Raw genomic sequence first — 24,213 nt, 5'->3', positions numbered from 1 at the left:
CTAATTAATGTTTATTTCTTGCACTTGGCTTTAAACACACATCAATTACAATCGGAGTTCTGCCTGACTTTCAAGTCTGCCAGCCATCTGTCTAACCGACTATTACTAACTGTTTCTTCTATTAGTGGGTAATCTGTAGTAAAGACTTTATATACTCCTCCTGACTCCATCTCATAAAAATTGATAATCAACCCTTCACGTTTGGCATTACTAAGCTTTTTGATTGCCTCTGGAAGCATCTGCCATACAGATTTCCTTTCCGAATCCGAGAGGAGGTTCCAAGCTTCTTCTTTAGCTTGTTGATATTGCCATAGCCCCCGGCGCACTGAGGAATAATCTGAAGCTTTCCGCAATATGTCTGCGAGGACTTCTGCATCATTTGCTGGGACTTCATTTGTACCGAACATCCCAGCCAATGTACTTTCTACTGCCTGAATCTGATCTTCTTCAAAGTCAATGTTTGACTCTTCAGGTTCTTCCAGGTATTCTTCGCAGTCATATTCTTCTGTATCCCTCTGCCACAAGGTTTCAAGTTCTCGCTGCATTACCTGAAGGTTTATTGGGTTGACGACACTTTCATCGTTGGCAGGAATCAATTCTTCTATGGTGTCAGTGGGTTGTTCACAAGGGATTAGTTCTTCAAAAGAGCCGATTTCATTCTTGGTTATCTCAGCTTGATGCTTTTCATATAGGTCAGCGATCGCCTTTCTGACAATTCGCTGCGGTGACAATCCCAATTCCTCTATTAACTTCTCGGTAAACACCCCTGTCTGGTGGTCATCCTCCATAATTTTGCCGAAGGTGTAATATCTATTTCCATCTGGTGTTGCTCGCCAGTTGCCATCTTTTTTTTCTTGATTCATGGCTTTGAGAAATAATCTTCTTTTCTCAATCAGTTCTAACACTAATCTACAAGTCAATCCACCAATAGGAATATCTTTCAATTCATCAATTAGGATTTTGTAGTTCACAGAACATAACCGAAGTAGTAGCGATATTGGTAAAACCGCCAAGTGTTCCGGGCAACTGATAAATGCTTGAAAATTCTCGGCAATTCGGAGCGATCGCCTTTCCTCAGTACTGCCCTTATCCCAACCGTACTCTTCTAACAGTGCGCGATATTCTTTTTTGGTGTAGGTCTGCTTGTACTCATAGAGTAGGAAAGCCGTATGGAGGTACTCTAGGGTACTTTGCTCTATGTGGGTGGTAGGATTGGAGTCTACCTGATGCTGCTCGACGTATAATTTATTTGAAAAAGTTGTTGTAGTCATGATATTGTTCATGCACTAATATGCGCGGTCTTATCTTTAAGACCAAGTTTCCTAATTCGACTAGTTGAATAAGTCACGCTGCTTTCTGCAAGTTTTTTGATGATGATTTGGAGATAGCAGCCAAGGCATAGCCCAAGGTGTGCTTGTGAATTTTGGGCATTTTGTGAAACGACATATCCTGACCCCAATCTTGAACTGACTTGGTGCCAATATGTAATACTTGCGTGAGAGTTTTGACACAAGTTGCGCGAAAATTCGCGTGAGAGACAGTTTGTAATACTTGTTGTTCGCTTAACCCTTCGAGGAGTATTTTTTCTAGAAACGTTTGAGCATCTACTTCCGGTGCGTTGTATTCTCCTCTCAAGATGCTCTTTAGCTGCTTTGGCACAATTTCGGCGGCATGAATGTAAGCAAGTGAAACTTTGGAGTAGTTGGGTATCCCATCAAAATTGAGATCACTTCCCCACTTGCGAACTGTTGGTCTTTGTACACCTAAGACTGCACATAGTACAGTGATACATTTTTTGCGGTATTGTGAGTCGGTTTCTTCTTCCAGCAGTTCGGGGGGACTAAGTTTGGCGATATCAAAACAGTGGCGTAGAAATTGTCTGGGTTCTAAGCCTTCTTTGGGTAAGTTTTTGAAGATTTCGCAGTATTTCATATTGGACTCGTGCAGAAATTTTGATTGAAACAGGTGTTTTTCTGCCATCTCAACTTTTTTGTGCTTTTGATTGAAGAATACCAAATCAACTAATTATGTATGTGTTTTATTTACATTTTGTAATTTTTTAGCAGTGTAAAAAGCAAATTACACTGCCAAATAGTTACGTTTATTAACGATTCAGCATACAAAGGCTTCAAATATGCTTTGTGGTTCCGATAGACTGAAGTAACATGAGTAAACAACAGCCCGAACAAAACCCGAAGCTACCTCCGAAGCGTGGTCGTCCTGTAGATGCAGAGAAAGACCGCGTGACAGTTCATATTAGTGTTGAAATGCGAGGTCAAATTGAGAAGCTAATACCTGACATGGGTAAAAGCTTGTCAATGGTAGTTAGGAACTTGGTAAATTTAGGTTTAGAGCTTGTTGGTTTATCTCAAAAGGGACTTACTGCTCCTCGGTCAGGTAATTTAGAGGAGTGGCTTGCAAGTTATACGTCTTTGGGAACTGAGCTGCTTATTGCTTGTGAAACTCTAAATTTGTCAGCTCCAAAATCAGGACAAATAGCTATTTGGCTTTTAGACAAAATGGCTTTTGGGTCAAATGACCCTCAAATTATTAATGATGAAGAAGATACTGGTACAAAGCTTTTAGAAAGAATTCGTTTAGGAAAGAAACTGCAAACTTTTAGCTTTGAACAAGGGATAGAATTACCTCCAAATGAGGAATTTGCTACTTGGTTGGGGCAGTTATATGTTAATGCTGCTATTGGACAAGAACTTTCAGCTGCTTGTCAGACGCTGGATTTGCAGTTACCAGAGACAGGAAAACTACAGGAGTGGTTGCAGGATTTGGTGGTGTGTTCGCATAGCGTCTCCGCAGTAGAATCACAATTATCAAACGAGTTATTAGAAGAATGCGATCAACTGGGGATAGAGCCGCCAAAACCTGGTGAGGTTGTAGCGTGGCTACAAAATACCCGCCCTGCGGTATTTGAGCAGTCAATGCACGAACATAGGTTACCTTTTACGGATGATGGTTTGCCTTTAGGGGGGTCGCAACCTTTTTTGGAGCATTTACTTACACTAAATGCACCGCCAACTGAAGATGAGGAGTATGACATTGCTCATAGGTTTGGTGTAGACCCAGCCCATCTTAAGGATTTGATATCCCGCATGAGGTTTGACAAGAACGGACAGACAAATAATTGTCATTAATTTGCTGAGGGGATAAATGCATGGATGCCATTGAAGATTCCTCAACGTTGTGGACTTTACTATGCAAGCCTGGATGGGAAATTAAACCCAACCCAGTAAAGCATCTACTCAAAATTAAAGCTCCTGACTACCAGGAAGCATTAATGCTTTATACCAACTATCGGAAATTTCTAGCAATGTGGGCGGCATCCCTCGATTGTACCTGTGCTTTGATTGGAATTCAGGGGATGCGTGGGTCTGCATTTAAAATTATTGCAGCAACGCCAGCATCGCAGCAGAAGTTATACGAAGACTTGATTTTTGCGAGCTTACGAAAGTCGGTTAGTTGTGATTCCGAAAGACTAGTTGATCGGGAATTTGAGAATGATATCAGCAAGTATTCAGGGTTTTACATTGCTGAAACTTGTTTGCATCCTGAGCTTAGACCAATTGTTGATGAAATATTCTCAAACCCAGACAAGAAACTTGCCTTAACGCGAATGTCTGACAATTTGCAATTGATCGTGTCCGCATCAGCAGCACGGGCGATGAGTTCTGACTCCCAAGATGTGGTGCGTCGCCGAACAACTGATTTTTGGCACGCTAGAGACTACGAATGTTTTTTGCGGATGTTCAAGCAATATGGGGGAGCGGGGTTTGAAATTACTTACCAAGCAACAACCAATCTCCCAAAAATTAATCCTTTGGCACCGTGGGCGCGGTTTACTACAAGCTATCGTTTTTTTGAAATTGATGTTGGCGATCGCACAGAAGTGTACCGTTTGGGCGAAGGTAAAGATATAACCCTAATCAGTCGTCCCAAGGTTATTTCATAATATAGCGAGGTTTTATGGCAGTAAGATTCCTAGAAAACAAGGGCAGTGGCAATATTCTAGAGATTAGTCGAGCTAGACTTTTGGAGCTTACCCCCAATGTTTATCCCCTGACTTGGGAAGCGATTCTTTCAGGTAACGGTGATAGTGCAGCTATCTTGGGTGCAGGTTTTGCCGAACGTGAAGTTTTTTTTGGTTTTGAGGGAGTTGACTTGACGCGCTACCAACTTCCGACAATCGACTGTTACGACATTGCTACTGAGCCGCCAGAAAAGTTTTTAGCTTTACGCAGCCAATACCCAAACCTACAGTTAAATTATTTTTGCGATCGCAATCTAGCAGAACTAGAATTGACAAAACTTTATGCTCCTAACAGCCTGCGGCTAGTTTCAGTTCATGGAGTATTAGATTACTTACAACCACATGCGGTTACAGCAACATTACTTGATATCGTGAAGGTGCAGCCAGAGGCAATATCGATAAGGCTATTTTTAATGGGCAACCCGTGGTCGCGGAATTTTGCGAGTATAGAGCAACTAGCGATGGAATTAGATTCAATTGAAATTACTACAAGTGGCTTAGTTGAGTCGATTGATTTTGATATATTTTTTCGTACAGGTGTTGTGCAATTAAATATTTTAGACCAGGATAAAATTGAACATAATTTGTTACCAAGTTACGGCACGTCTCATGTCATACCTGATAAATTAGTTGGTTATTTAAATAATCAAGGATATCAGCTTGTTGCAACTGATGTGTACTCACTTTCAAGTCAAGATTTGCAAGGGGATGAGTCGCAGAATCACAATAGTAATAAAGATGTATCTTTAGATAATCCACATGGAATGTTGTTATTTTTTAAACGATAGAATACTCATTTGAATCGAGCTAATCAACGAATCTGTGTTAGCGAAGCTCCTCCCTTTGAGAGGCTTGCATAAATTCCCGCCTTACGATTCAGATTTTCAAATCAGCACTCCATCACCAGAAGCTATATCTTTTAGATAGCAGAGGATTTAAATATATCTGCAAAATTTTTGTAAATAATTCTACTTGCAGTTAACAAAATTAGGACTTACACACTGTACAAATTGGCCATAGTATGGGTTACGATTCTTGGTCGTTTCAGGCGCTTTGCATAACCCCGATTTATTCCCATATTTGCGTAGGCGTAGCCCGTCGTAGACATCGCTGAGTGCTAAACACGGCTGAAATAGCCAAATTGCGTGTAGTACTTATGTACGATGCGTAAGTTCTAAAAATAACAATAATTCACATTGATTTTATCCCGTATTACTACGCAGGGCATTCTAAACGCTTCAAGTTAATGTGTATTGAATATTTTAGTGGATATTACTTATTAATCAATTGAAACTTTTCAGGAATTTAATACTATTTTGACTTTAATATCAACATTTGCAACAAGTAATGTTGTCAAAGTTGGTGAAGAAGCTTATGTCTAAATAGTTTCAAGTAAAACAGTAAAATTTTAAACTTTTATAATTCTAATGCTAGCTAATAAGGTTACTAAAGATACATTAGACAATATTTTGGCACTTCAAATAATAGTCGCTTGGGCTGGAGAAGGAGTTTGTGACCCCAAGCGTCTCGACTGGTGGCGTACAGACTTAATTGATGAAAATGGTGGTGGTGACTTATTTGGGCGGCTCTTTCCCAAGACGCATCAGTGGGCATCCTTACAAGCGGTACGACAGGCAGCAATCCAGCAAGATCGGCGTAAGCGCTTAGATATGGCGAAGCCTGATGCTGTAAGAACGCTGTTTTTTTGGGGGTTTACCGTTGATGAACAGTTGACAGAACGACTGGCTTTCCACAAGCAGAGCGGGGTCAAACCGGTAGATGTTTTACCTTTATCTCTGGATATCTATCAGCCTTTTTCTGCGGCTGACTTCGAGGAAGCCATCAGTATTCCGCAGCAAAAGGTGGATTTTAAAGTGGTTCCTAGTGGACGGGAAATTTTTGGTGAAATGCTCAAGGCATTAGACGAATGTGCTAGAAAGCTGGCGTTTGCACTTTTGCCAATTGTAGAGAGCTACCCCATGCCTTTTTACCGTTTGGAGGAGCGCTAAATTCGATGGCTACTAAAGTAATTCAGCGGCAACTCCTCCATCCAGTAGCAGCCCAATCTATGTTGTTTCATGGCAAAGAAGTCAGTCAATTCCATACCAGATTGCTACGTACATCTTTAGCGCTAGAAGAAAGCCGCGCCTACTGGGAACACTTCAGGATAGATATACCTAAAGAACAACGGGCAGTTGTTGCTTTTGAAGAACGTTGGTTTGGTAGTAAAAGCATGGCACGTGTTCGCAGCCTGCTATTAGAATTCAGCCATCGCTTTGAAGCCTATCCAATGTCGTTAGAAGTTCTTAAACATTGGCGACCTAACGATCCCACAACTCGCCAAAATATCTGCCACTGGCATATGCAATTGAGCGATCCCATCTACCGTAATTTTACTGGTGTTTTTTTAGAACAACGCCGTCTACAACCCAATTCTGGCATTGACCGGGACATAGTGGCACGTTGGGTAACTCAGCAGCTGGAAAGTGAGTGGTCTGCTGCAACAACCTTTCGTATGGCAACTGGCTTGATAGCCGCCTCTGCTGCTGCGGGACTTTGCTCGGAAAACTCAGGGATGCGTAGCCTCAAATATCCCAAGGTGACTGATGAAGCTCTAGCCTACTGGTTGTATTTTTTACGTGACTTATATTTTGAAGGTTCACTTCTCAGTAATCCTTATTTCAACTCTGTCGGTCTATTTGACAGCTTTTTAGAACAGAGGTTGAGCCGTCTACCAGGGTTATCATTTACCCGCATGGGCGATCTTTATGATTTTGGCTGGCATTATGTTGACCTGAAAGCTTGGGCGATGCAAATCCTCTCTGCGAGAGACTACGCCAAAGAAGCGAAGTGGGAGGAACAAGCATGATTGGATCTTTGCTTGACCTTCAAATGTCTGCGGTGCAGGCACTACGCAGCGACTTGCTCGATGAAGGTGGCCCCAAAATTAGCACAATGCGGAACTACCGATTTGCCATTCTACTTTACGATCCTCGTGAAGAATTTAAACTTCGCGCTCAAATCCGGGTACTAACAGATGACCTGAAGGGACAAGGTTGGAATGTCCTAGCAATCTCTCTTCAGCGCTTGTTTTTAGACAGACTCAAGCGAGAAGAACCAAGGGTTTTAGAAAGTATTATTCGCACAGAGCATCGTCTCTATGCCAAAGACCCAAACCGGGCGCTGAATCATTTAAAAGACAAAATTGCACTTTACATTGAAGGGGCTGAGGGGATTGCCAAAGATGTTATTGCCTTAATCGATGATTTTTCAGATAAACACCCAGGTGAAATCAACCGCACCTTGATTTTTTTGGGACGTGCTGGAGGGCTGTATCCATTTTTTCGCTCATCAGCACTTCTTAAGCATATCGATGGTAAGACAAGCAACTTGCCTGTTGTTCTCCTTTATCCAGGGGAGCGAAGGGATTTGAACGCTCTGTCTTTTATGGACGAACTGCCCTCTGACCGGGACTATCGACCTCGAATTTACTCATGACTGACTTTATTACTGCAACTATTAGAGAGGTGATGCCATGCTAATTAAGGAAATTTTTGCTGCTGATGTCACCCGTAATATTGCCCCAGTCATTTATTTCCATGAGCAAAAGCCTGCCAAGGTCTTAGAAGAAGTCTCTGAATACATTATCACAGGCGGCTATCCCGAAACTGACCCCCGCCACAAGCGTGTGCAGTCGGGAATTCACGAGCAGTTTGTGAAGCTGCTCAATTCTATGGCAGAAGAATTACAAAAACCGGGTGGGGCAGAACTTCCAGCATCCTGGATCTCAGGTTTTTATGGATCTGGGAAATCGAGTTTTGCCAAGCTTTTAGGACTGGCTCTCAATGACATGGTTTTACCCGATAATCGGACGGTAGCAAGTGCCTTACTAGCGCGGGATGATTCTCCCAAAACCCAAGAGTTTCAAGATGCTTGGAATCGAGTTCGTAGTCAGATCGATCCCCTAGCCGTGGTCTTTGATATTGGTGCAGTAGCACGGGATGACGAGCATATCCATTCAGCAGTCAAGCGGGAAGTACAAGCACATCTGGGCTACTGCACTATTAGTAATTATGTTGCCGAGCTAGAACTGAAGCTAGAACTGGATGGGAAATGGCAGGAGTTTTTAATCTGTGTAGAGCAGACTTTGGGACAACCTTGGTCAAAAGCGAAGAGCGATCAGTTGGCTGAGGAAGCTTTCTCTGAAGTTATGCACGCTATGTATCCTAGCCGTTACACTGACCCCATGAGTTGGTTTGATAGTCGTGCTGGTGCTCAAACGGGAATGGGAACCTCGCCCTCGGAAACGACTAAAGCCATCATTAATATGCTCAATCACCGCGCCTCTGGTAAAACCTTGTTCGTTGTAGTAGATGAGGTAAGCCAGTATATACACCAGAATACGGAGCGAATGCTCAAGCTTCAGTCGTTTGTTTCTGATTTGGGGCAAAAACTGAAAGGACAAGTATGGTTATTAGCCACAGGGCAGCAAAAGCTGGAAGACAGTGAGGATGAAAGCAACATTGGTAAGCTCAAGGATCGCTTTCCACCCAAGCTTAGAGTTCATCTTGCACCTACCAACATTCGAGATGTTGTGCATAAGCGGCTTTTGAAAAAAGCTTCCTCGAAAGAAGCCCAGTTGCGATCGCTTTTTGCCCAGCACCGTAGCGACCTCAAACTCTACGGCTACAAGTGCGATTCCATCACTGAAGAGGATTTTATTGAAGTATATCCCATGCTGCCCGGTTACGTAGATTTACTGATGCAAATCACATCAAACCTGCGTACCCGTTCCAGTCGTGCGAAGGGAGATGACCATGCCATTCGCGGGCTACTGCAACTGTTGGGGGAATTGTTCCGGGAACAGAAACTAGGAGAACAGGAACTAGGCGCGTTAGTTACTATCGATAGCATTTATGAAGTGCAACAGTCGGCTTTAGACGCTGATGTGCAAACTACGCTAGCACGTTTGTTCAGCCATGAAGAAGTTATTAAAGACGAGATGGCGATAAAAGTCGCAAAAGCAGTGGCACTTTTGGAGTTGATTCAAGAACAAGAAGCGACAACTGTTACTTTGATTAGCCAATGTCTTTATTCTCAGTTGGGAATGGGCAACAATGAGCCATCAAGTACAGCAGCCTTAGAGAAGTTGCGGGGATTAGGGCTACTTTCTTATTCTGATAAACTTGGCTATAAAATTCAAAGTTCTGCTGGGCAAGAATGGCAGCGCGAGCGAGATAATCACAGCGTGATTACTGATGCTATTAGTTTGATTGTGGCAGATAAGTTGAAGTCACTGTTAGGCACTGTAGAACGCCCCCGCTACAAAAACAAATCGTTTCCTTGGTTAGCTATTTATAGTGATGGTCGTCAGCGACAAGATGAGCGTATTCAAGGTTCAAACGACCCAGCTGTGCTGACTATTGATTTTCGCTATCTCACTAATAAAGAAGAGCGAAACCCTACAACTTGGATACAAACTAGCGATCGCTCAAACTTCCGCGATCGCTTAATTTGGGTAGTAGGCACTTGCGATAATGTTGCAGCCCAAGTACGAGAACTTGCCAAATCCCAGCACATCATCAGTAAGTATGAAAGTCGCAAACAATCTCTTACCAAAGATAAGAGAAACTTACTTGGAGAAGAAGAAAGTCGCCGTGACGTGTTAGAGAAAGAAGTGCAAAAAGCGATCGCTCAGTCCTTTATGGATGGTGAAATCTTCTTCCGGGGACGACAAATCGACAAGCAGCAACACGGTACAACTTTTACTACTGTGCTTGGACGCATAGGGGAAAACATTTTGCCGGATCTTTACAGCCATTATGTAGATGTGGCAGTTACTCCAGGTGAATTAGCGCAACTTTTAGAGCCGAACTTATCTGGCCCATCCCACAAATTTATGAAAGATGGGCTGGGCATACTCGAACTAGATGCAGGTAAATATATGCCAACCTGTAGCGGTGAAGTTCCCTCCCGAATTGGTCAGTACATTCAAGACCAAAATGGAGTTTCTGGTAATGTGCTGCTAACTCACTTTGGTGGGCCGCCCTACGGCTATCCCGCAGATGTGGTTAAGGCTTGCTTGGTGGGTTTACTTCGGGCTACTAAGGTGCGGATTCGACCCGAAACTGGCCCAGAAATTACATCGGTGCGTGACCCTGGCGCTAAGGATATGTTCACTAAAGACCGGGACATCAAACGTGCCGACTTGCTACCTCCCAATGAAACCAGCATTAGCCCTCGTGACAAAATTGCCATTTGTAAATTCTTCAAAGACTCATTAGATGTTGAACTGGATCGGGAAAATGATGCGATCGCTGATGCAGTTTTCCAACAGTTCCCCGGACAGGTCAAACGATTACAAGAATTAGAACGGCGGTACAATCGACTACCAAACCGACCAAATTTACCCCCAGCTTTAGTCAAGTTACGCGAGTCCCTGGAAAAGTGTACCCGTTCTCGCCAAGTTGAAGACACTGTGATTGCAGTTAAGAAAAATCTCGATGCACTGCGAGATGGGATTCAAGAACTTGGTATTTCCTTGACAGATTTGACCGATAGTGCAGTGGATGCCGTAACTAAGGCAATTAATATTCGGGATAACCAAGTAGCTCAACTCAAGCAGGTTGAGCGTTGGACAGAAATTACTGAAGCGATCGCAGCTTTAGAAGAACAGCTAAATAGCGATCGCTCTTGGCGGGACATTAACAGTTTAGAACCTCACCTACAAACAATTGAACAGCACTATAAAGCCGTGCGGTTGAACTTGATTGAGAGTCAAGAAAAGCAAGCCAAAGCAATTCAAGGACGACTCAAACAGCGCCAAAATTTTATCAAATTAAACGAAAAGCAAGGAGAATATGTGTTCCGTTCCGTTCAAGAAGCGACCTATGACACAACTCAGGATGCACTCTATCCCAGTTTGTTAGAACTCAAAGATTCAGCACTAATTAAGCTCCAGAAGGCTGAGACTACTGCTAATAACAGGCTTGATGATGTCTTGTCTGAAGTCACCGAAGATCAAGTAGTGCAGCTACCGCTAAATCTTAGTGGTCGTGAAGTCAGCACAGAAGCAGAAATTGATGCACTAGTTAACCAGTTAAAAGAGCGGCTGTTAGCTCAACTCAAACCCAATACTCGCATTCGCTTATCTTAAATGGGGCATGGGGAATAAGAAGCATAAATACTTAACTCCCAAGTCCCAATCCCTAACTCCTAACTCCTAACTCCCAAGTCCCAATCCCTAACTCCCAAGTCCCAACTCTTAACTCTTAACTCTTAACTCTTAACTCCCAAGTCCCAATCCCTAACTCCTAACTCCTAACTCCTAACTCCCAATCCCTAACTCCTAACTCCTAACTCCTAACTCCTAACTTTTAACTCCCAACTCTTAACTCTTAACTCTTAACTCTTAACTCCCAATTCCCAATTCCCAATCCCCAATTCCCCATTCCCCATTCCCTATTCCCAATGTCCTATCTCACCCCTGAAGCTAAATCCAAATTATCCAGTACAATTCGTGCTTTAAGAGAACGTTTGCTTACTGATTTGCAAAACGCCGTAGAAAGCACGTATCGATTGTCGATTACTGCTGTAAGTAAAGCCGGATTAGCAGAAGAACAACGGGTAAAGCGGCAACGTTTAGAACAATGGTTAGATGAGCAATCCCGTAGTCAGGGTAAAAGTAAGAATCAAGGAAATGAGATACGCGATCGCTATTTGAAAACGGCTGTCAAGCTCGCAGCTGCAACCTTGCTCAATCGGCTGATAGTAATTAAGCAGATGGAAGCACACGGATTAATTAAACCTGCTGTATTAACCGGAGGTTGGCAGAGTCGGGGTTATCGGGAGTTTCGAGATTTTGCACCGGACTTGTGCAAGGATGAAACTGAGGGATACGGAACACTACTGCAATTACTCTACGATGAACTGGCTCAGGAATTGCCTGGTTTGTTTGGTAATGTCGGAGTTACAGCACTATTCCCAGTTCCAGCCAGTACCTTGAGAGCAGCAATTGAGGCTTTGGATGCAGCTGAATTAAAGGATGTTTGGCTGGACGATACAACTTTGGGGTGGGTTTACCAATACTGGAACGACCCAGAACGAGAAGCCCTAGATGCCAAATTAAATGGGGGTGGGAAGGTAGAACCCCATGAAATTGCTAGCAAAACCCAAATGTTTACAGAGCGTTACATGGTGGAGTGGTTACTCCATAACAGTTTGGGGCAGATGTGGCTGGCAATGTGCAAAAAGCACGGTTGGACGGCTGAGGTTGAGGCTGATGGAACTTTAGCTCGTTTGGAAGCAAGGCGTAAAGAGTGGCGAGAAAAGCGCGAACAAGGAGAAGTGGCTTTAGACGCATTAATGCCAATTGAACCGGGAATTGAAGAAAATTGGAAATATTGGGTTCCCCAACCATTAACCGCAGATGCAGTCACTCATGCACCAGAGAGTGTGCGATCGCTAAAAATTCTTGATCCTGCCACCGGCTCGGCGCATTTTCTCGTAATTGCCTTTGGATTGTTATTTACACTTTATCAGGAAGAGGCGAGGCATCGGGGGGAAAATTGGAGCGATCGCCAAATTGTTGAGTCGATTTTAGAGAACAATTTATATGGTGTTGATATTGATCCCAGAGCAATACAAATTGGGGCGGCGGCGTTGATACTGAAGGCGCAGCTGCTTTCTCCTGACGCAAGTCCTAAACATCTGAATTTGGTTGCATCTAATCTCCAGTTGGCTTCTTTACCAGCAGATGATCCGGCGTTAGTGGAGTTGCGGCGAGAGGTGACGGAAGCTACGGGAATTCCTGAAAAGTTGACAAATCAGATTGTATATGCTTTGCAGGGAGCAGATTATTTAGGAACCCTGTTGAAGGTAGATACGGCAGTGGATGCAGCAATTAGTGAGTATGAAAGTCAGTTTCAGCAGGCGATTCAGGGGAATATTTTTGCAGGCTTTGGTGAGCAAAAACCAGATTTCAACTTTCAGCAGACGAAAGCTTCTTTACTCGATAAACTTGAGCAATTTCTCTCTCGGTGTACCAGTGGCGATGATTTGGGCTTGCGGTTGCGGGGTGAGCAGTTGGCAGCAGGTATCAGATTTATCCGCATAGTGCGTGAAAATAGTTATGATTTGGTGATTGGCAATCCGCCGTATCAGGGGACGGGTAAGATGGCGGATGCTGGGTATATTACGAAGAATTACCCAAAAGGAAAGGCGGATTTGTATGCAGTGTTTTTGGAACGGGGTTTGCAATTAGCAAAAGTTGGGGGTATCTCTGCCTTGTTGACAATGCGGAATTGGATGTTTATTCAGCAATACTCACAGATTCGGGAATATTTAGTAGAAAATTTTGATCTTCGATTGATAGGAGATTTAGAAACAGGAGCATTTACAGAAGTATCCGCAGCACAGGTAATTTTATCTGTTGCAATGAGTGTTTTTTATAAAGCTTCTCCCAATTTAGCTATTAGTATTGCATTTAGACCAACACCAGAAGACTTGAAAACAGCAGGAAATATAGAAAGAAAGCTGGCAGCACTATTATCTCAAGCAAAACGATTTGAATTTTGGAGCGATCGCTTTAATCTTATTAAAGAAAAGCCCCTCATTTATTGGTGGGATAATGATTTTCTTAAAAAATATACTAAGACTCCAAAGATAGAGGATTATTGTCCAGGTCGAGCTGCACAATCAACAGGTAATAACCCACGCTTTACTAGGCTTCCGTGGGAAGTTAAAGAAATAAACTTATGGAAAATAGACAACGAGTCAGATAGCCAAGTTTCCTACCATACTTATATAAGATGGCATCCATTAGTTCAGGGTTCTGCTGGGTATAAGTGGATAGAACCACTAAGATTAGTGATTAATTGGTGGAATAGAGCTATTGAAATCAAGTTATTAAAATCTAAACAGACAAACCGTGACGCATTTGTGTTGGCTAGTGAAAATTTCTTTTATAGAGAAGGTATTGCATATTCTACTATTGGCTCATCATTTTCTGCTCGAAAGCATCGTTTCCATAGTATTTTTAGCAATGCAAGTTCGTCTTTATTCCCATGTGATGTACCGAATGTAACAGCACTAATGAATAGCACTTTAAGTAAGCAAATAATGACGGCTCTGAACCCAACTGTCAATTTTGAAGTAGGGGATGTTAACCGTCTCCCTCTCTTTTCCATAGAATCAGCAGACGAAATATTCACCAAACTAGACCAAGCTTTCACCGAACACGAAGCCGTCCGCGAAACATCCGTAGAATTCAAAAAACCAGGTACATCCGCTTGGAACTATGCTCAAGAATGGGCACAAACATCAGTAGACCGTAAGCCTGGCATACCCTTACCAAAGTATGAACCCATCTATAAAGAGCCGCCTGCAACTAATTTTGTATCCTATGCCATCGGTGTAGCATTAGGACGATTTGGCGCAAATGGCGAAGGTATCCTCAACCAAGCCCCCACAACTGCACTCCCCCACGGTATCCTTTATCTCTCCGCCTACTCTGAAAAAGACAGCCTAGAACATCCAAGCTGTAAACCCATCCAAGAAACTTGGCACGAGTACGGCTCAATTATTGCCAAAGGAACCCAACTTCGCAAATGGTTGCGGTTATCCTTCTTTAAAGAAGTTCACTTAGGGATGTACGAAAGCCGCCCAATTTACTTTCCCCTTTCATCCCCGCGTAAAAACTTCGTTGCCTTTGTCAGCATTCATCGTTGGGCTGACAACACTTTGCAAACTTTATTAGCAGACTACCTCATCCCCGAACTCAGCCAACTAGAAGGCGAACTCAACGACCTGACCACAGCAAGACATCAAGACGATAAAAAAACACAAATAAAAGCCGAAGAACGCTACAGCGAAGTACAAAAACTCCACGAAGAATTCAAAGCATTTATCGACCTCGTGAGACAGTGCGCGGAACAAGGGCCACCCCCAGCCAATGCCAGAGATATCCCGCGCGAAGTTGATGCTCGTTTCAAAATGGATTTGGACGACGGTGTGATGGTCAATAGTGCAGCCCTCTGGCCCTTACTCGAACCCCAGTGGAACCAACCCAAGAAATGGTGGTCAGAACTCTGCAACGCCCAAGGTAAAAAAGATTATGATTGGTCACATTTAGCCGCCCGTTATTTTCCCAAACGAGTTGATGGTAAATGCAAACAAGATCCTTCCCTCGCCGTAGCCCACAGTTGCTTTTGGAAATATCACCCAGCTAAAGCTTACGAGTGGGAACTGCGGTTGCAAGATGAGATTTCTGAAGATTTTACTATTGAGGAAACCAACTCTGATACTTTGCGCCTAGCCTTTGCTAGAGAAAATCCCCAGCTAGTGCGGGAAATTATCGAGAAAGAAGAGAAGCGACGGGAACGCAAACGCAAAAAAGAAGAAACCAAAGAGGAAGATTACGGCCCTCTGTTTGAGCAAGAAGAGGAGGCCGCATGAGTCACTTAAATCCCATTACCGCAGTTTTGGAAGCAGAACTGAAGCGAGAACTGCGTCAACGCGGTATCGTTATTTGGCTAGATAAAGACGGGTACTACAACAGTTATGTTGATGAGTTAATAGCCCGCTATAACCGTGGTGACTTTTTTGCCCCAGTCGTTGGCTTTCGCGGCAGTTACTTAGAGATGGTACTTGCCCTCGAAACTTATGGCAATGGACTTGACCCCGAACCGTTGTTAATTCACATGCCCGGTCATACGGAAGAAACTATCCGCAAAACTCCTATTCTGGAACTTTACCGCGCCGGCTACCGTTTCCGCAAAGCCTTTGACACATTAATTCGGGAAGCAGTCACAGGGCGCATTAACCCTGCTAGTATCGAAAACTACCTTAACAATGGCATCACTGACTTACCATCTGCCGAGGAGTGGCTGCAAAATAACCTTTCCCAACCCCAGGACGGACTAGGGGCTTATTTAACAAGTCTCAGTTTGGAGTGGATTGTAGACGGTATCCTGGGCGAAGACAAAGTACTGCAATCGAGAATCAGCGACCAAACTGCTCTCAACACCTTAACAGAACATCTTTACCGTCACACAGGGATGAACACAGCTTTTGTGTGCTTCTTTCACGGCGACACACCCCTATCTTTCCTCGACCTGGGCGAAACATTTGCTGCTTGGCTGATGTGCGTTGAATATGTCCATGACCTCACTCGCCCTCCTCATCTTGAAGCACTTCAACCCCTGACCCAACTTTCTCTACCTTTGCGAAAGACCTGCAAGCAACTCGTCGAATATCTGCGAAAACGCCATCCAGATATTTATGCAGCCAAAGCAGCAATTGTAGAATCCCATCTAGAACAAGAACTTAATCAAATTAGCCCCGAAGACCTGGGACAATTTGAAACCTTCCAGTGGGAAGAAACCGCCATTTTACAGGGTGCTGTACAAGCACTGCTGACTGGGGAATTTCAGAAAGCCTTGCACTGGTCACAATCTCACACCGAGTCTGCTTCATTTTGGCTAGAACGCGATCGCACTCGCAGATTAGAATGGTCATTAATCAAAGATGCAGCCACTTTGGGTTACATGATTCAAGGTTCAGGGCAGCTTAAGGGCAAACAAACCCTCAGAGAAGCTTTAGAATACTATACACAAACTGGCTCTGAAGTAGACAAAGCACATCGCCGCTTTGAGCAGCAGAGGTTAAAACTCCTAGAACCCACCTTACCCCACTTCGCCCAACTCCTAGAAGCTGCCGATAAGCTTCGTTTTCAGTACCGCAATTGGGCTGATACGCTGGCGCAAGATTTTGCCGTCATCTGCACCACAGAAAGCTTTTTACCCGATGATGGCCTTCAACAACGCACTCTCTACGATCAAGTAGTACACCCCCTCACCCAAGGTAATAAAAAAGTTGCTTACTTTCTGATTGATGCCTTCCGCTACGAAATGGCAACAGAACTTATCCAAGAATTTGAAGGGGCTGGTACTACCGTAACGTTGAAAGGGAGATATGCCGAATTACCCAGCATCACTGCTGTCGGGATGAACATCCTCGCCCCCGTTAACCAAAATGGTCGGGTAGTATTAGCGGGTAATGATGGTTTCAAAGGTTTTAAAACAGGTGAGTATACTGTGCGAAAGCCTGATGAACGAGTCCGGGCTATGAGTGAGAAGAGTGTTGATAATATCAGTGCAGGTCGTAGAAAAGTTCGGGGTCTGACTCTGGCAGAAGTCTGCAATTGGTCAACCACCAGCCTCAAACAAAGCTGTGCTAATACCAATCTTGTTGTTGTTCACAGTAGAGAAATTGACGATGCAGGCGAAGCTAATGTAGGTTTAGCAACCTTTGAAACTTGGCTTCAACAAATCAAGTCAGCCTGGAACCACCTCAAAAGTATTGGTATAAATGAGTTTGTATTTACTGCTGACCACGGATTTCTCCTACAAGACCAAACCACCCAAGAAAAACCCTATCGTGACTCCAATCGCCGTTATATTCTTGCCAAAGAACCTCGCTCCGAAGAAGGAATGGTAACAGTTTCTTTAAATGCCCTTAAATACGAAGGACAAGAAGGTTACTTACTATTCCGTAAAGATACTGCTGTTTTTGCCACTGGCAATCCTGGCGCTACCTTTGTACATGGTGGGAATAGCCTTCAAGAGCGAGTTATTCCTGTACTAACAGTATCCCATCGTCATCAGTCTCATTTGGCAATGGTGAAATATCTCATTGAAGCCAAACCAGAGCCAAGTATTTTAGACTGTAGCCGGATTCGGGTTAGGGTTAAGCCCGCGCCTGTTGCCCAAGGCGTTCTCAGTTTTGTGGGAGCCAGGGAAATTAATGTCGCTTTGCGCGTACCAGAGCGACCTGATATCCAAGTTACGATTAAGGATGCTCCTGGTGCAGAAGTCAAAAACCAGCAACTCCAAATTGCCGTCGAAGGAGATTGGATTGAGGTGCTTTTTGACCTCAAGGGACAGCGAGATGAACGTGTCCGTCTGGAAATTTATCACCCAGATAATGTTGAAGATGTAGAGGCAATAGTTCCTCAAACTTATTTCAATGTCTCTGGGTCATTGATCCAGGGTGAGGTTTCTACAGCTACCGAATTACCTAAAAATACTGACTGGCAAGATAGTTTCGAGGATGAAACCGTTCGGCGTGTGTTCTTCCACCTCCAGCAACACGGTTCAATCACAGAACCGGAACTAAACCAAATCCTTGGTTCAGCCAGACTGGTGCGGCGTTTCTCCTTAGATTTTGAGGAACACCTGAAGAAGGTTCCTTTCTCAGTCAGGATTGAAACAACCAGCAACGGTAAACGCTATGTCAAGCAAAATTAACAGATTAATGTATAAAAGTAAACGTATTAATTAAAATCAACTATGGCAATCAGTGAACGAGATATTGAGCATATTTTTGAGCGTCTTCGCTCCGGCGTTGTTCCAGAACGAGGGTTAGAAGCCTTTGCTGTCGGTATTGACAAACAGCGAACAGAAATTCATCGCCAATTCCAACTAGCAGCTAATAGCGAAGGTGTCTTCAAGTTCTTACGCGGTGGCTACGGCTGTGGTAAAACTTTTATGTCCCGTCTAGCCATCCTTGATGCCCAAGCTCAAGGCTTTGCCACTAGTTTTGTTGTCGTTTCTGATAACGATTTGCACTTTTACAAATTCGATGATGTTTATCGCAAAGTCGTTCAGGAATTGGGAACTAGTTCTTGTCCTAGAGGTGCTTTAAGCGATATTATCGATCGCTGGATTGCGCGTGTGGAAGATGCACTGATTGCTGGTGGGGCAGATGAAAACAGCGATGAGTTCGATACTTTAGTACAGCAACGCATAGAAGAAGAACTTGCTTCTCTTACAGGCGGTAAAGCTCCAGAAGATATGGCACGAGTTCTCCGTGCTATTTTTACTTTTAAGCAGAAAGGTGAAATTGCTGAAGCTAGCGCCTTGCTTTCTTGGCTTTCTGGTAGTGAAAATGTGGCTGCTACCGCTAAAAAAGCCGCAGGCATTAAGGGAGATATTGCTAGCCGAGATGCCCTAGACTACCTGCATGGTATTCTCGAAATTGTCAAAGCCGCAGGCTACAAGGGACTGGTTATTGTCATTGATGAAGTAGAAACAGTACTGCGAATGCGGCATGATAGTCGAGGTAAATCTTTAAATGGAATTCGCCAAATCTGTGATGCCGCCGACCGTTACAGAGGATTATTATGGATTTATACGGGTACGCCTGAATTTTTTGATACTAAACGTGGAGTTGCTGGACTAGAACCTCTGCATGACCGTATCCAATTTCTGACTCTTGCTGGCTTTGCTAACCCCCGCCAACCCCAGTTAGAACTCAAACCCTTTGATGCACGCCGTCTAAAAGAGGTGGCACTCAAGTTGCGAGAAATTTACCCCACAGCCAATCGGACTGGAATCGTCAATAAAGTTACTTCAGAATTTATTGAACGGCTAGTTACCAAAGTTACTGCTGGCTTTAAGGGAGACGTGGGAGTGGTTCCTCGACAATTTCTGCGCCAGTTTGTCAACATCCTTGATTTAGCAGCAGAAAACGATGAATTTGACCCGATGAGCGCAGAAGGTTTTGAACCCACAGATTTAAACGAAGTAGAATTGCTCATCCGTGAAGGTCGTACTTATTTTGACGAAGAACCTGCGGATATTCAAGGTTACGCAGCCGTGGAGTTCTAGCCATGACTTCAGCCTTTGCTCGCTTTCCTCCCCGTTTGCAAGCTGCTATCGTCTCCAACTTAGGGTGGTCTTCTCTGCGCCCTGTCCAAGAACTGGCAGGACATACATTGCTCGACGGTAATAATGCAATTGTTCTAGCCCCTACCGCTGGTGGCAAAACGGAAGCTTCTATATTTCCATTATTAGCAACGCTAATGGAACGCGAGCCTGAAGGAGTTGGACTCATATACATTGCACCAATTAAAGCTTTGTTGAATAATCAAGCTGAACGTTTGGGGCATTACACCGAAATGGTAGGTCTAAGGCGCTTTCTTTGGCATGGGGATATTAAAGATAAGGATAAGCGTGCCTTTATTAAAGAGCCGACAGCACTATTGATGACCACTCCTGAGTCATTAGAAGTGATGCTGCTATCCGCCAAAGTCCCCCACACAAAAATTTTTGGCGATATGCGTGCTTTAGTAATTGATGAAGTTCATGCCCTAGCTGGTACAGACCGAGGTGCCCATCTCATGTCTGTTGTGGAACGGCTAGTTCGTTACACCAATAATGATGTGCAGCGCGTTGGACTTAGTGCCACCGTTGGTAATCCGGTAGATATTTTGCATTGGCTCCAAGGGACATCAAAACGTCCAGGTTGCGTTGTCGATCCGCCCAAAGTTCCCTCGAAGAAGGATTTGCGCGTTTATCTGCGTGATACACTAGGCGCGATCGCTCAAGATGCCAGCCAGATAACGCAGAGCAAGAAAAGCCTATTTTTTTGCCAAAGTCGCTCTTTGGCTGAAGAAATTGCCGAACGAATGCGTAACCGAGGTACAGATGTCTTTGTCCACCATAGTTCTGTCTCTCTCGAAGAACGAACAGCCGCAGAAGACCGTTTTCATCGAGGGACAAATGCCAGCATTATTTGCACCTCCACTCTAGAGTTGGGCATCGATGTTGGCGATCTTGATTTAGTATTGCAAGCTAATGCCCCTTCTACTGTCTCATCCTTCCTTCAGCGCTTGGGTCGCACTGGACGGAGAACAGGGCAACAAGCTAATACTACATTTTTCTGTGAAAATGTAGAGACAGTTTTGCAAGCGATCGCCATCATTGAACTAGCTAGGAAAGGCTGGGTCGAATCTATACCTACTCAGACACGCGCATGGCCTGTACTTGTACATCAGCTACTAGCACTCACTCTCCAATTTGGTGGCATTAGCCCAGAACTCTGCTGGGGGCAACTCTCAGTAGTTCCTGACTTTTCAGGCATAACCCACTCAGAATTTGAAATACTGATCAAACACATGATTCAGGAGGATTTCCTGTTTCTAGCTGGTGGGCTACTGTCAATGGGAGAAAAAGCAGAACGAGTGTTTGGGCGTAAAAACTTCATGGAACTCTACGCTGTTTTTAGTAGCCCAGTTCTCTATAAAGTTCAAACACCAGCAGGTTACACTGTAGGCTCTCTAGAGCAAGCTTTTGTCGATAAATTAGTTGCACAGATGAGTTCATTTCTTCTCGGCGGTCGGGCTTGGACAGTTATGCATGTTAGCCATGAGGAACGCACAGTTGGAGTTGTTCCAGCCCCCCGTGGTAAAAAACCAAGCTGGGGTGGCTTTGCTCCACAGCTACTAGGCTTTGAACTTTGTCAGCAAATTGCGGAAATATTGCAATCAGAAAGTACTATTCCTTACATTGATGCTAAGACGCAAGTTGTGTTAGATGAGTACCGTTCTGATCTCAGGCCATTAATAACAGAAGTTCAATCAAGCATCCAATTAGAAACAGATCGGGCGCTGTGGTGGACTTTCGCAGGTGGACAAATTAATCACACCCTCAAATACGGTCTGCAATTTCACCATGATTGGAAGATTACCTCTGACAACTTCAAGTTAAAAATTGAAGGCGATAGTGTTGGTTATGCAACTTTAAGTTTAGCGATCGCTCAGATGAGTACTTCTGCCTTTTGGGAAGCTCCAGCTACCCAGCGCTTCATCCTTTCGCAATTACCAGAATATCGTCTAAGTAAGTTTCAGAGAGCGTTGCCAGAAGTGTGTTCTCTCGAAATTGTTAGCAATTATTTGCTAGATATGCCAGGAGTAATTAAATTTTTGAATTTAAATAAACTTGAATAATTTTACCTCAGTAACAAAGCCACTTTGAGCGAGATACCTTAGATTGAACTAAAATCAAGTCAAAGTTTAAAAGACTGTGGGTTGCGCTCATCATCACCTACGCTTGTTATCAAAACTCCCTGTCTGCGAAAAATCCTTTCCAGTTTAATTTTGGGAATCAATGGTTCCTATGAGGCTAAAGAGTGCCCAAAACTTCTGTGTAAAATATTGTGGCATCTGCGCGAAAAAGAAATTTGTATCCAATTGATAAATTCCTTAGCAAGGGACTCGTATTTTCCATAGATTTGCTGTATCTTGTTTATTCCGTGCAATTATTAACACCCAATTTCTCCAAATTTTGCTGTCATCCAAATTTTCAGCCAATGCTTTTGGAGAGCAGTGAATGAAAACTTTTAATACATAGATATGAAGATCATCAAAAAATCCGACAAGCTGACTCTGAAGAAAATGATGGAAATCCAACACGCTGAAGACCAAAATCTTCAAGCTGATACCGTCAATTCTTCAGCCCCTGTGGTTGATGAGCAACCAGCAGCAATTCCAGTGGCTAGAGTTCCTGACTATATTCCATTCTTTGACAATCCTCCAGTACAGTCTGTTGGCAACTCTGGCTGGCAGATTTCTGACATTTGGCGGGATATCCGGGTGGATGATTTTTGTGGGTGATACTCCTGATAAACATAGGCAAAAAAGAATACGTTGCTCCTGTGGTGTACGTACTGTCACAAACAGGAGTTGCTCTTTGGTAAAGAAGCCTACCAAATAATCGACGATAGCATTAAAGTTGAGTGCGTAGACGTTTAGGCGGCAAGGCGATAGACATTGCAATAGCTCAATGGGTAAACGAAAGAGAAAACATCAGAAGACATCCTTCCCTTGGATGCTAGAAGAAGAGAATCTGTTCATTGCAAGGACTGGTAACGAAATAGTTACAGATGCAGGATGGGAGAAAATTTCATTTGAAGAAGCAAGAAAATTGTTTAGTCCCGAAACTTTTCAAGAGTGGTACGAACTGTTTCTAGAAAATACAGATATCTCGGAAATACTTTCAGAATCTAACGTAGATATAGATTTAGATGATGAATCAGCAATAGATAAGTTTTTACAAAGGAGCAACTGGACACCAAAACAAGTCAATTTAGTTGTAGCGAAGGCTATCTATAAAAATCATGCCTGGGTGAGAGGATTGCTGATTTCTACACCTGATGTTGAAGAACCCTACTTTCAAAATTATGAAATGGAGGCAATTCGTTTAGGAGTCCAATTGCGGAAATACATCAAAGAAGATATTCCAGTAATTAATGACTGCAAGAATGCTGTCAGACATTTACATGGGAGATATGCCCTCATTGGCTGGCAACCAAGAAATTGTGTGACAGCAGCTCACAACCTAAAAATATCTCAAGCAACTAAGGTTTACAATGAACTTCTCTGGGATGAAGATTGGGTAGATGAAGAAGACTGTTCAGGAGATTGACAGCTTTGATGATATCGTTGAAGTGACTTGGCTTTTGCTAGACAATGATTGCGTCTAGAAGCGATCGCAGCGCTGCAATTGGTAGAAGCTGGAAAAATTAACCTGGATGTCTCTGTAAAACAATATCTACCAGACTTCACTCTGGCTGATACCTAAACGGCTGATCAGATCACGAATCATTGTGAGGTCTGATTGAGACTTGCAAGTGCAGCTGCGATTCGCCCAGATGCCTTTGGTCGTTTGTACATTCGTTCCATGTAGTCCACCAGCGTGGGGAAAGTGGCGAGTAGCTGAACTTCGTTCGCCCAATCCAGTGTGTAAGCAAGCACAAAATCAGCCACTGTGACTTGTTCACCCACTACAAACTGCCGATCCAACAGATGGTTCTCTAAAACGACAGCCATACTGGTGAAGTCTTGCCGAGCGAGAGGTATTTCAGCAGGCAATCTCAACTCTTCTGGGTATATAAACGTGTGGCGAGCGATACGCCATAGCGGCTGCTCCAATTCGGTGGCAGTAAAGAGGAGCCAACGATAAAGCTGTGCTCGTAGAAGCAAGTCTGTAGGTACTAGGTTAGATTCTGGGTACTTCTCACCGAGGTACAAAGCAATGGCTACGGATTCAGTGATGATATGTTCGCCATCGATGAGCACAGGGAGCTTGCCAGTGGGATTGATGGTGAGAAAATCGGGTGTACGGTGTTCACCTGCCCGCATGTTGATGGAGATTGCTTCAAATTCCACCCCAAGTTCCTGGAGAACCCAACGAACCCGAATTGATCGTGTGGGAGCAAATTCATAGAGTTTCATGAATCAACCTCAGTGATGTGCAAATATCTTTCATCTTCTTGTATCAATGGGTGTGCTAATGTTTCGATGAGTTCGCTTTCTTTGTATTCCACTGGTT

Annotated in this window: 16 protein-coding genes; 13 read left to right on the top strand and 3 right to left on the bottom strand. The window is 43.7% G+C overall.

The genetic code is table 11. From position 1 onward, the window contains the following. Positions 1–41: 41 nt before the first annotated feature. A complete protein-coding gene (locus VB740_RS00930) occupies positions 42–1,271 on the bottom strand; it encodes a hypothetical protein (protein ID WP_323198224.1) in 1,230 nt (409 codons plus the stop codon). A gap of 73 nt (positions 1,272–1,344) precedes the next feature. Beyond that, positions 1,345–1,932 (bottom strand): hypothetical protein, encoded by a 588-nt coding sequence (locus VB740_RS00925; protein WP_323198223.1) that lies wholly within the window; start codon positions 1,930–1,932, stop codon positions 1,345–1,347. 233 nt (positions 1,933–2,165) lie between these two features. Between VB740_RS00925 and VB740_RS00920 the strand changes: the two genes are divergently transcribed. The 13 genes from VB740_RS00920 to VB740_RS00860 all read left to right on the top strand — a co-directional run bounded on the left by VB740_RS00920 (position 2,166) and on the right by VB740_RS00860 (position 23,307). Continuing rightward, complete coding sequence (locus tag VB740_RS00920; protein ID WP_323198222.1) at positions 2,166–3,149, top strand: hypothetical protein; 984 nt, start codon at positions 2,166–2,168, stop codon at positions 3,147–3,149. Positions 3,150–3,169: 20 nt separating this feature from the next. After that, entirely contained in the window at positions 3,170–3,964 is a 795-nt protein-coding gene (locus VB740_RS00915) for a hypothetical protein (RefSeq protein ID WP_323198221.1), read from the top strand. Between the two features lie 14 nt (positions 3,965–3,978). After that, complete coding sequence (locus VB740_RS00910; protein ID WP_323198220.1) at positions 3,979–4,830, top strand: hypothetical protein; 852 nt, start codon at positions 3,979–3,981, stop codon at positions 4,828–4,830. Positions 4,831–5,469: 639 nt separating this feature from the next. Continuing rightward, positions 5,470–6,051, top strand: a complete 582-nt coding sequence (gene brxE / locus VB740_RS00905) for a BREX-6 system BrxE protein (RefSeq protein WP_094344588.1) — start codon at positions 5,470–5,472, stop codon at positions 6,049–6,051. A gap of 5 nt (positions 6,052–6,056) precedes the next feature. Next, positions 6,057–6,911 carry a hypothetical protein gene (locus VB740_RS00900; protein ID WP_323198219.1) on the top strand — a complete coding sequence of 285 codons (855 nt, stop codon included), beginning with the start codon at positions 6,057–6,059 and terminating at the stop codon, positions 6,909–6,911. Next, positions 6,908–7,540, top strand: a complete 633-nt coding sequence (locus VB740_RS00895) for a BREX protein BrxB domain-containing protein (protein ID WP_094351989.1) — start codon at positions 6,908–6,910, stop codon at positions 7,538–7,540. The genes VB740_RS00900 and VB740_RS00895 overlap by 4 nt, the downstream gene beginning before the upstream one ends. A gap of 37 nt (positions 7,541–7,577) precedes the next feature. Beyond that, the gene (gene brxC / locus VB740_RS00890) at positions 7,578–11,198 is read left to right on the top strand and encodes a BREX system P-loop protein BrxC (RefSeq protein WP_323198218.1); all 3,621 of its coding nucleotides are present in this window, start codon (positions 7,578–7,580) and stop codon (positions 11,196–11,198) included. Positions 11,199–11,512: 314 nt separating this feature from the next. Continuing rightward, positions 11,513–15,496, top strand: coding sequence for a BREX-6 system adenine-specific DNA-methyltransferase PglX (pglX, locus tag VB740_RS00885; protein WP_323198217.1), 3,984 nt, complete (start codon positions 11,513–11,515; stop codon positions 15,494–15,496). After that, the gene (gene pglZ / locus VB740_RS00880) at positions 15,493–18,348 is read left to right on the top strand and encodes a BREX-6 system phosphatase PglZ (RefSeq protein WP_323198216.1); all 2,856 of its coding nucleotides are present in this window, start codon (positions 15,493–15,495) and stop codon (positions 18,346–18,348) included. Before pglX ends, pglZ begins: the two co-directional genes overlap by 4 nt. Positions 18,349–18,390: 42 nt before the next feature. Beyond that, entirely contained in the window at positions 18,391–19,710 is a 1,320-nt protein-coding gene (gene brxD / locus VB740_RS00875; RefSeq protein ID WP_323198215.1) for a BREX system ATP-binding protein BrxD, read from the top strand. 2 nt (positions 19,711–19,712) lie between these two features. Beyond that, positions 19,713–21,830 (top strand): DEAD/DEAH box helicase, encoded by a 2,118-nt coding sequence (locus VB740_RS00870; RefSeq protein WP_323198214.1) that lies wholly within the window; start codon positions 19,713–19,715, stop codon positions 21,828–21,830. 405 nt (positions 21,831–22,235) lie between these two features. Further along, positions 22,236–22,496 carry a hypothetical protein gene (locus VB740_RS00865; protein WP_194042444.1) on the top strand — a complete coding sequence of 87 codons (261 nt, stop codon included), beginning with the start codon at positions 22,236–22,238 and terminating at the stop codon, positions 22,494–22,496. Positions 22,497–22,665: 169 nt separating this feature from the next. Next, positions 22,666–23,307 carry a hypothetical protein gene (locus VB740_RS00860; RefSeq protein ID WP_323198213.1) on the top strand — a complete coding sequence of 214 codons (642 nt, stop codon included), beginning with the start codon at positions 22,666–22,668 and terminating at the stop codon, positions 23,305–23,307. Between the two features lie 176 nt (positions 23,308–23,483). On the opposite strand, the gene VB740_RS00855 is transcribed toward VB740_RS00860, so the two are convergent. Further along, positions 23,484–24,116, bottom strand: coding sequence for a glutathione S-transferase family protein (locus tag VB740_RS00855; RefSeq protein WP_323198212.1), 633 nt, complete (start codon positions 24,114–24,116; stop codon positions 23,484–23,486). Between the last annotated feature and the right edge of the window lie 97 nt (positions 24,117–24,213).

Origin of the sequence: Nostoc sp. UHCC 0251, from assembly GCF_034932245.1 — a bacterium.
Classification (GTDB): domain Bacteria; phylum Cyanobacteriota; class Cyanobacteriia; order Cyanobacteriales; family Nostocaceae; genus Nostoc.
Note: the sequence above shows the minus strand (reverse complement) of the source record. Positions and strands in the feature narration are given on the sequence as shown.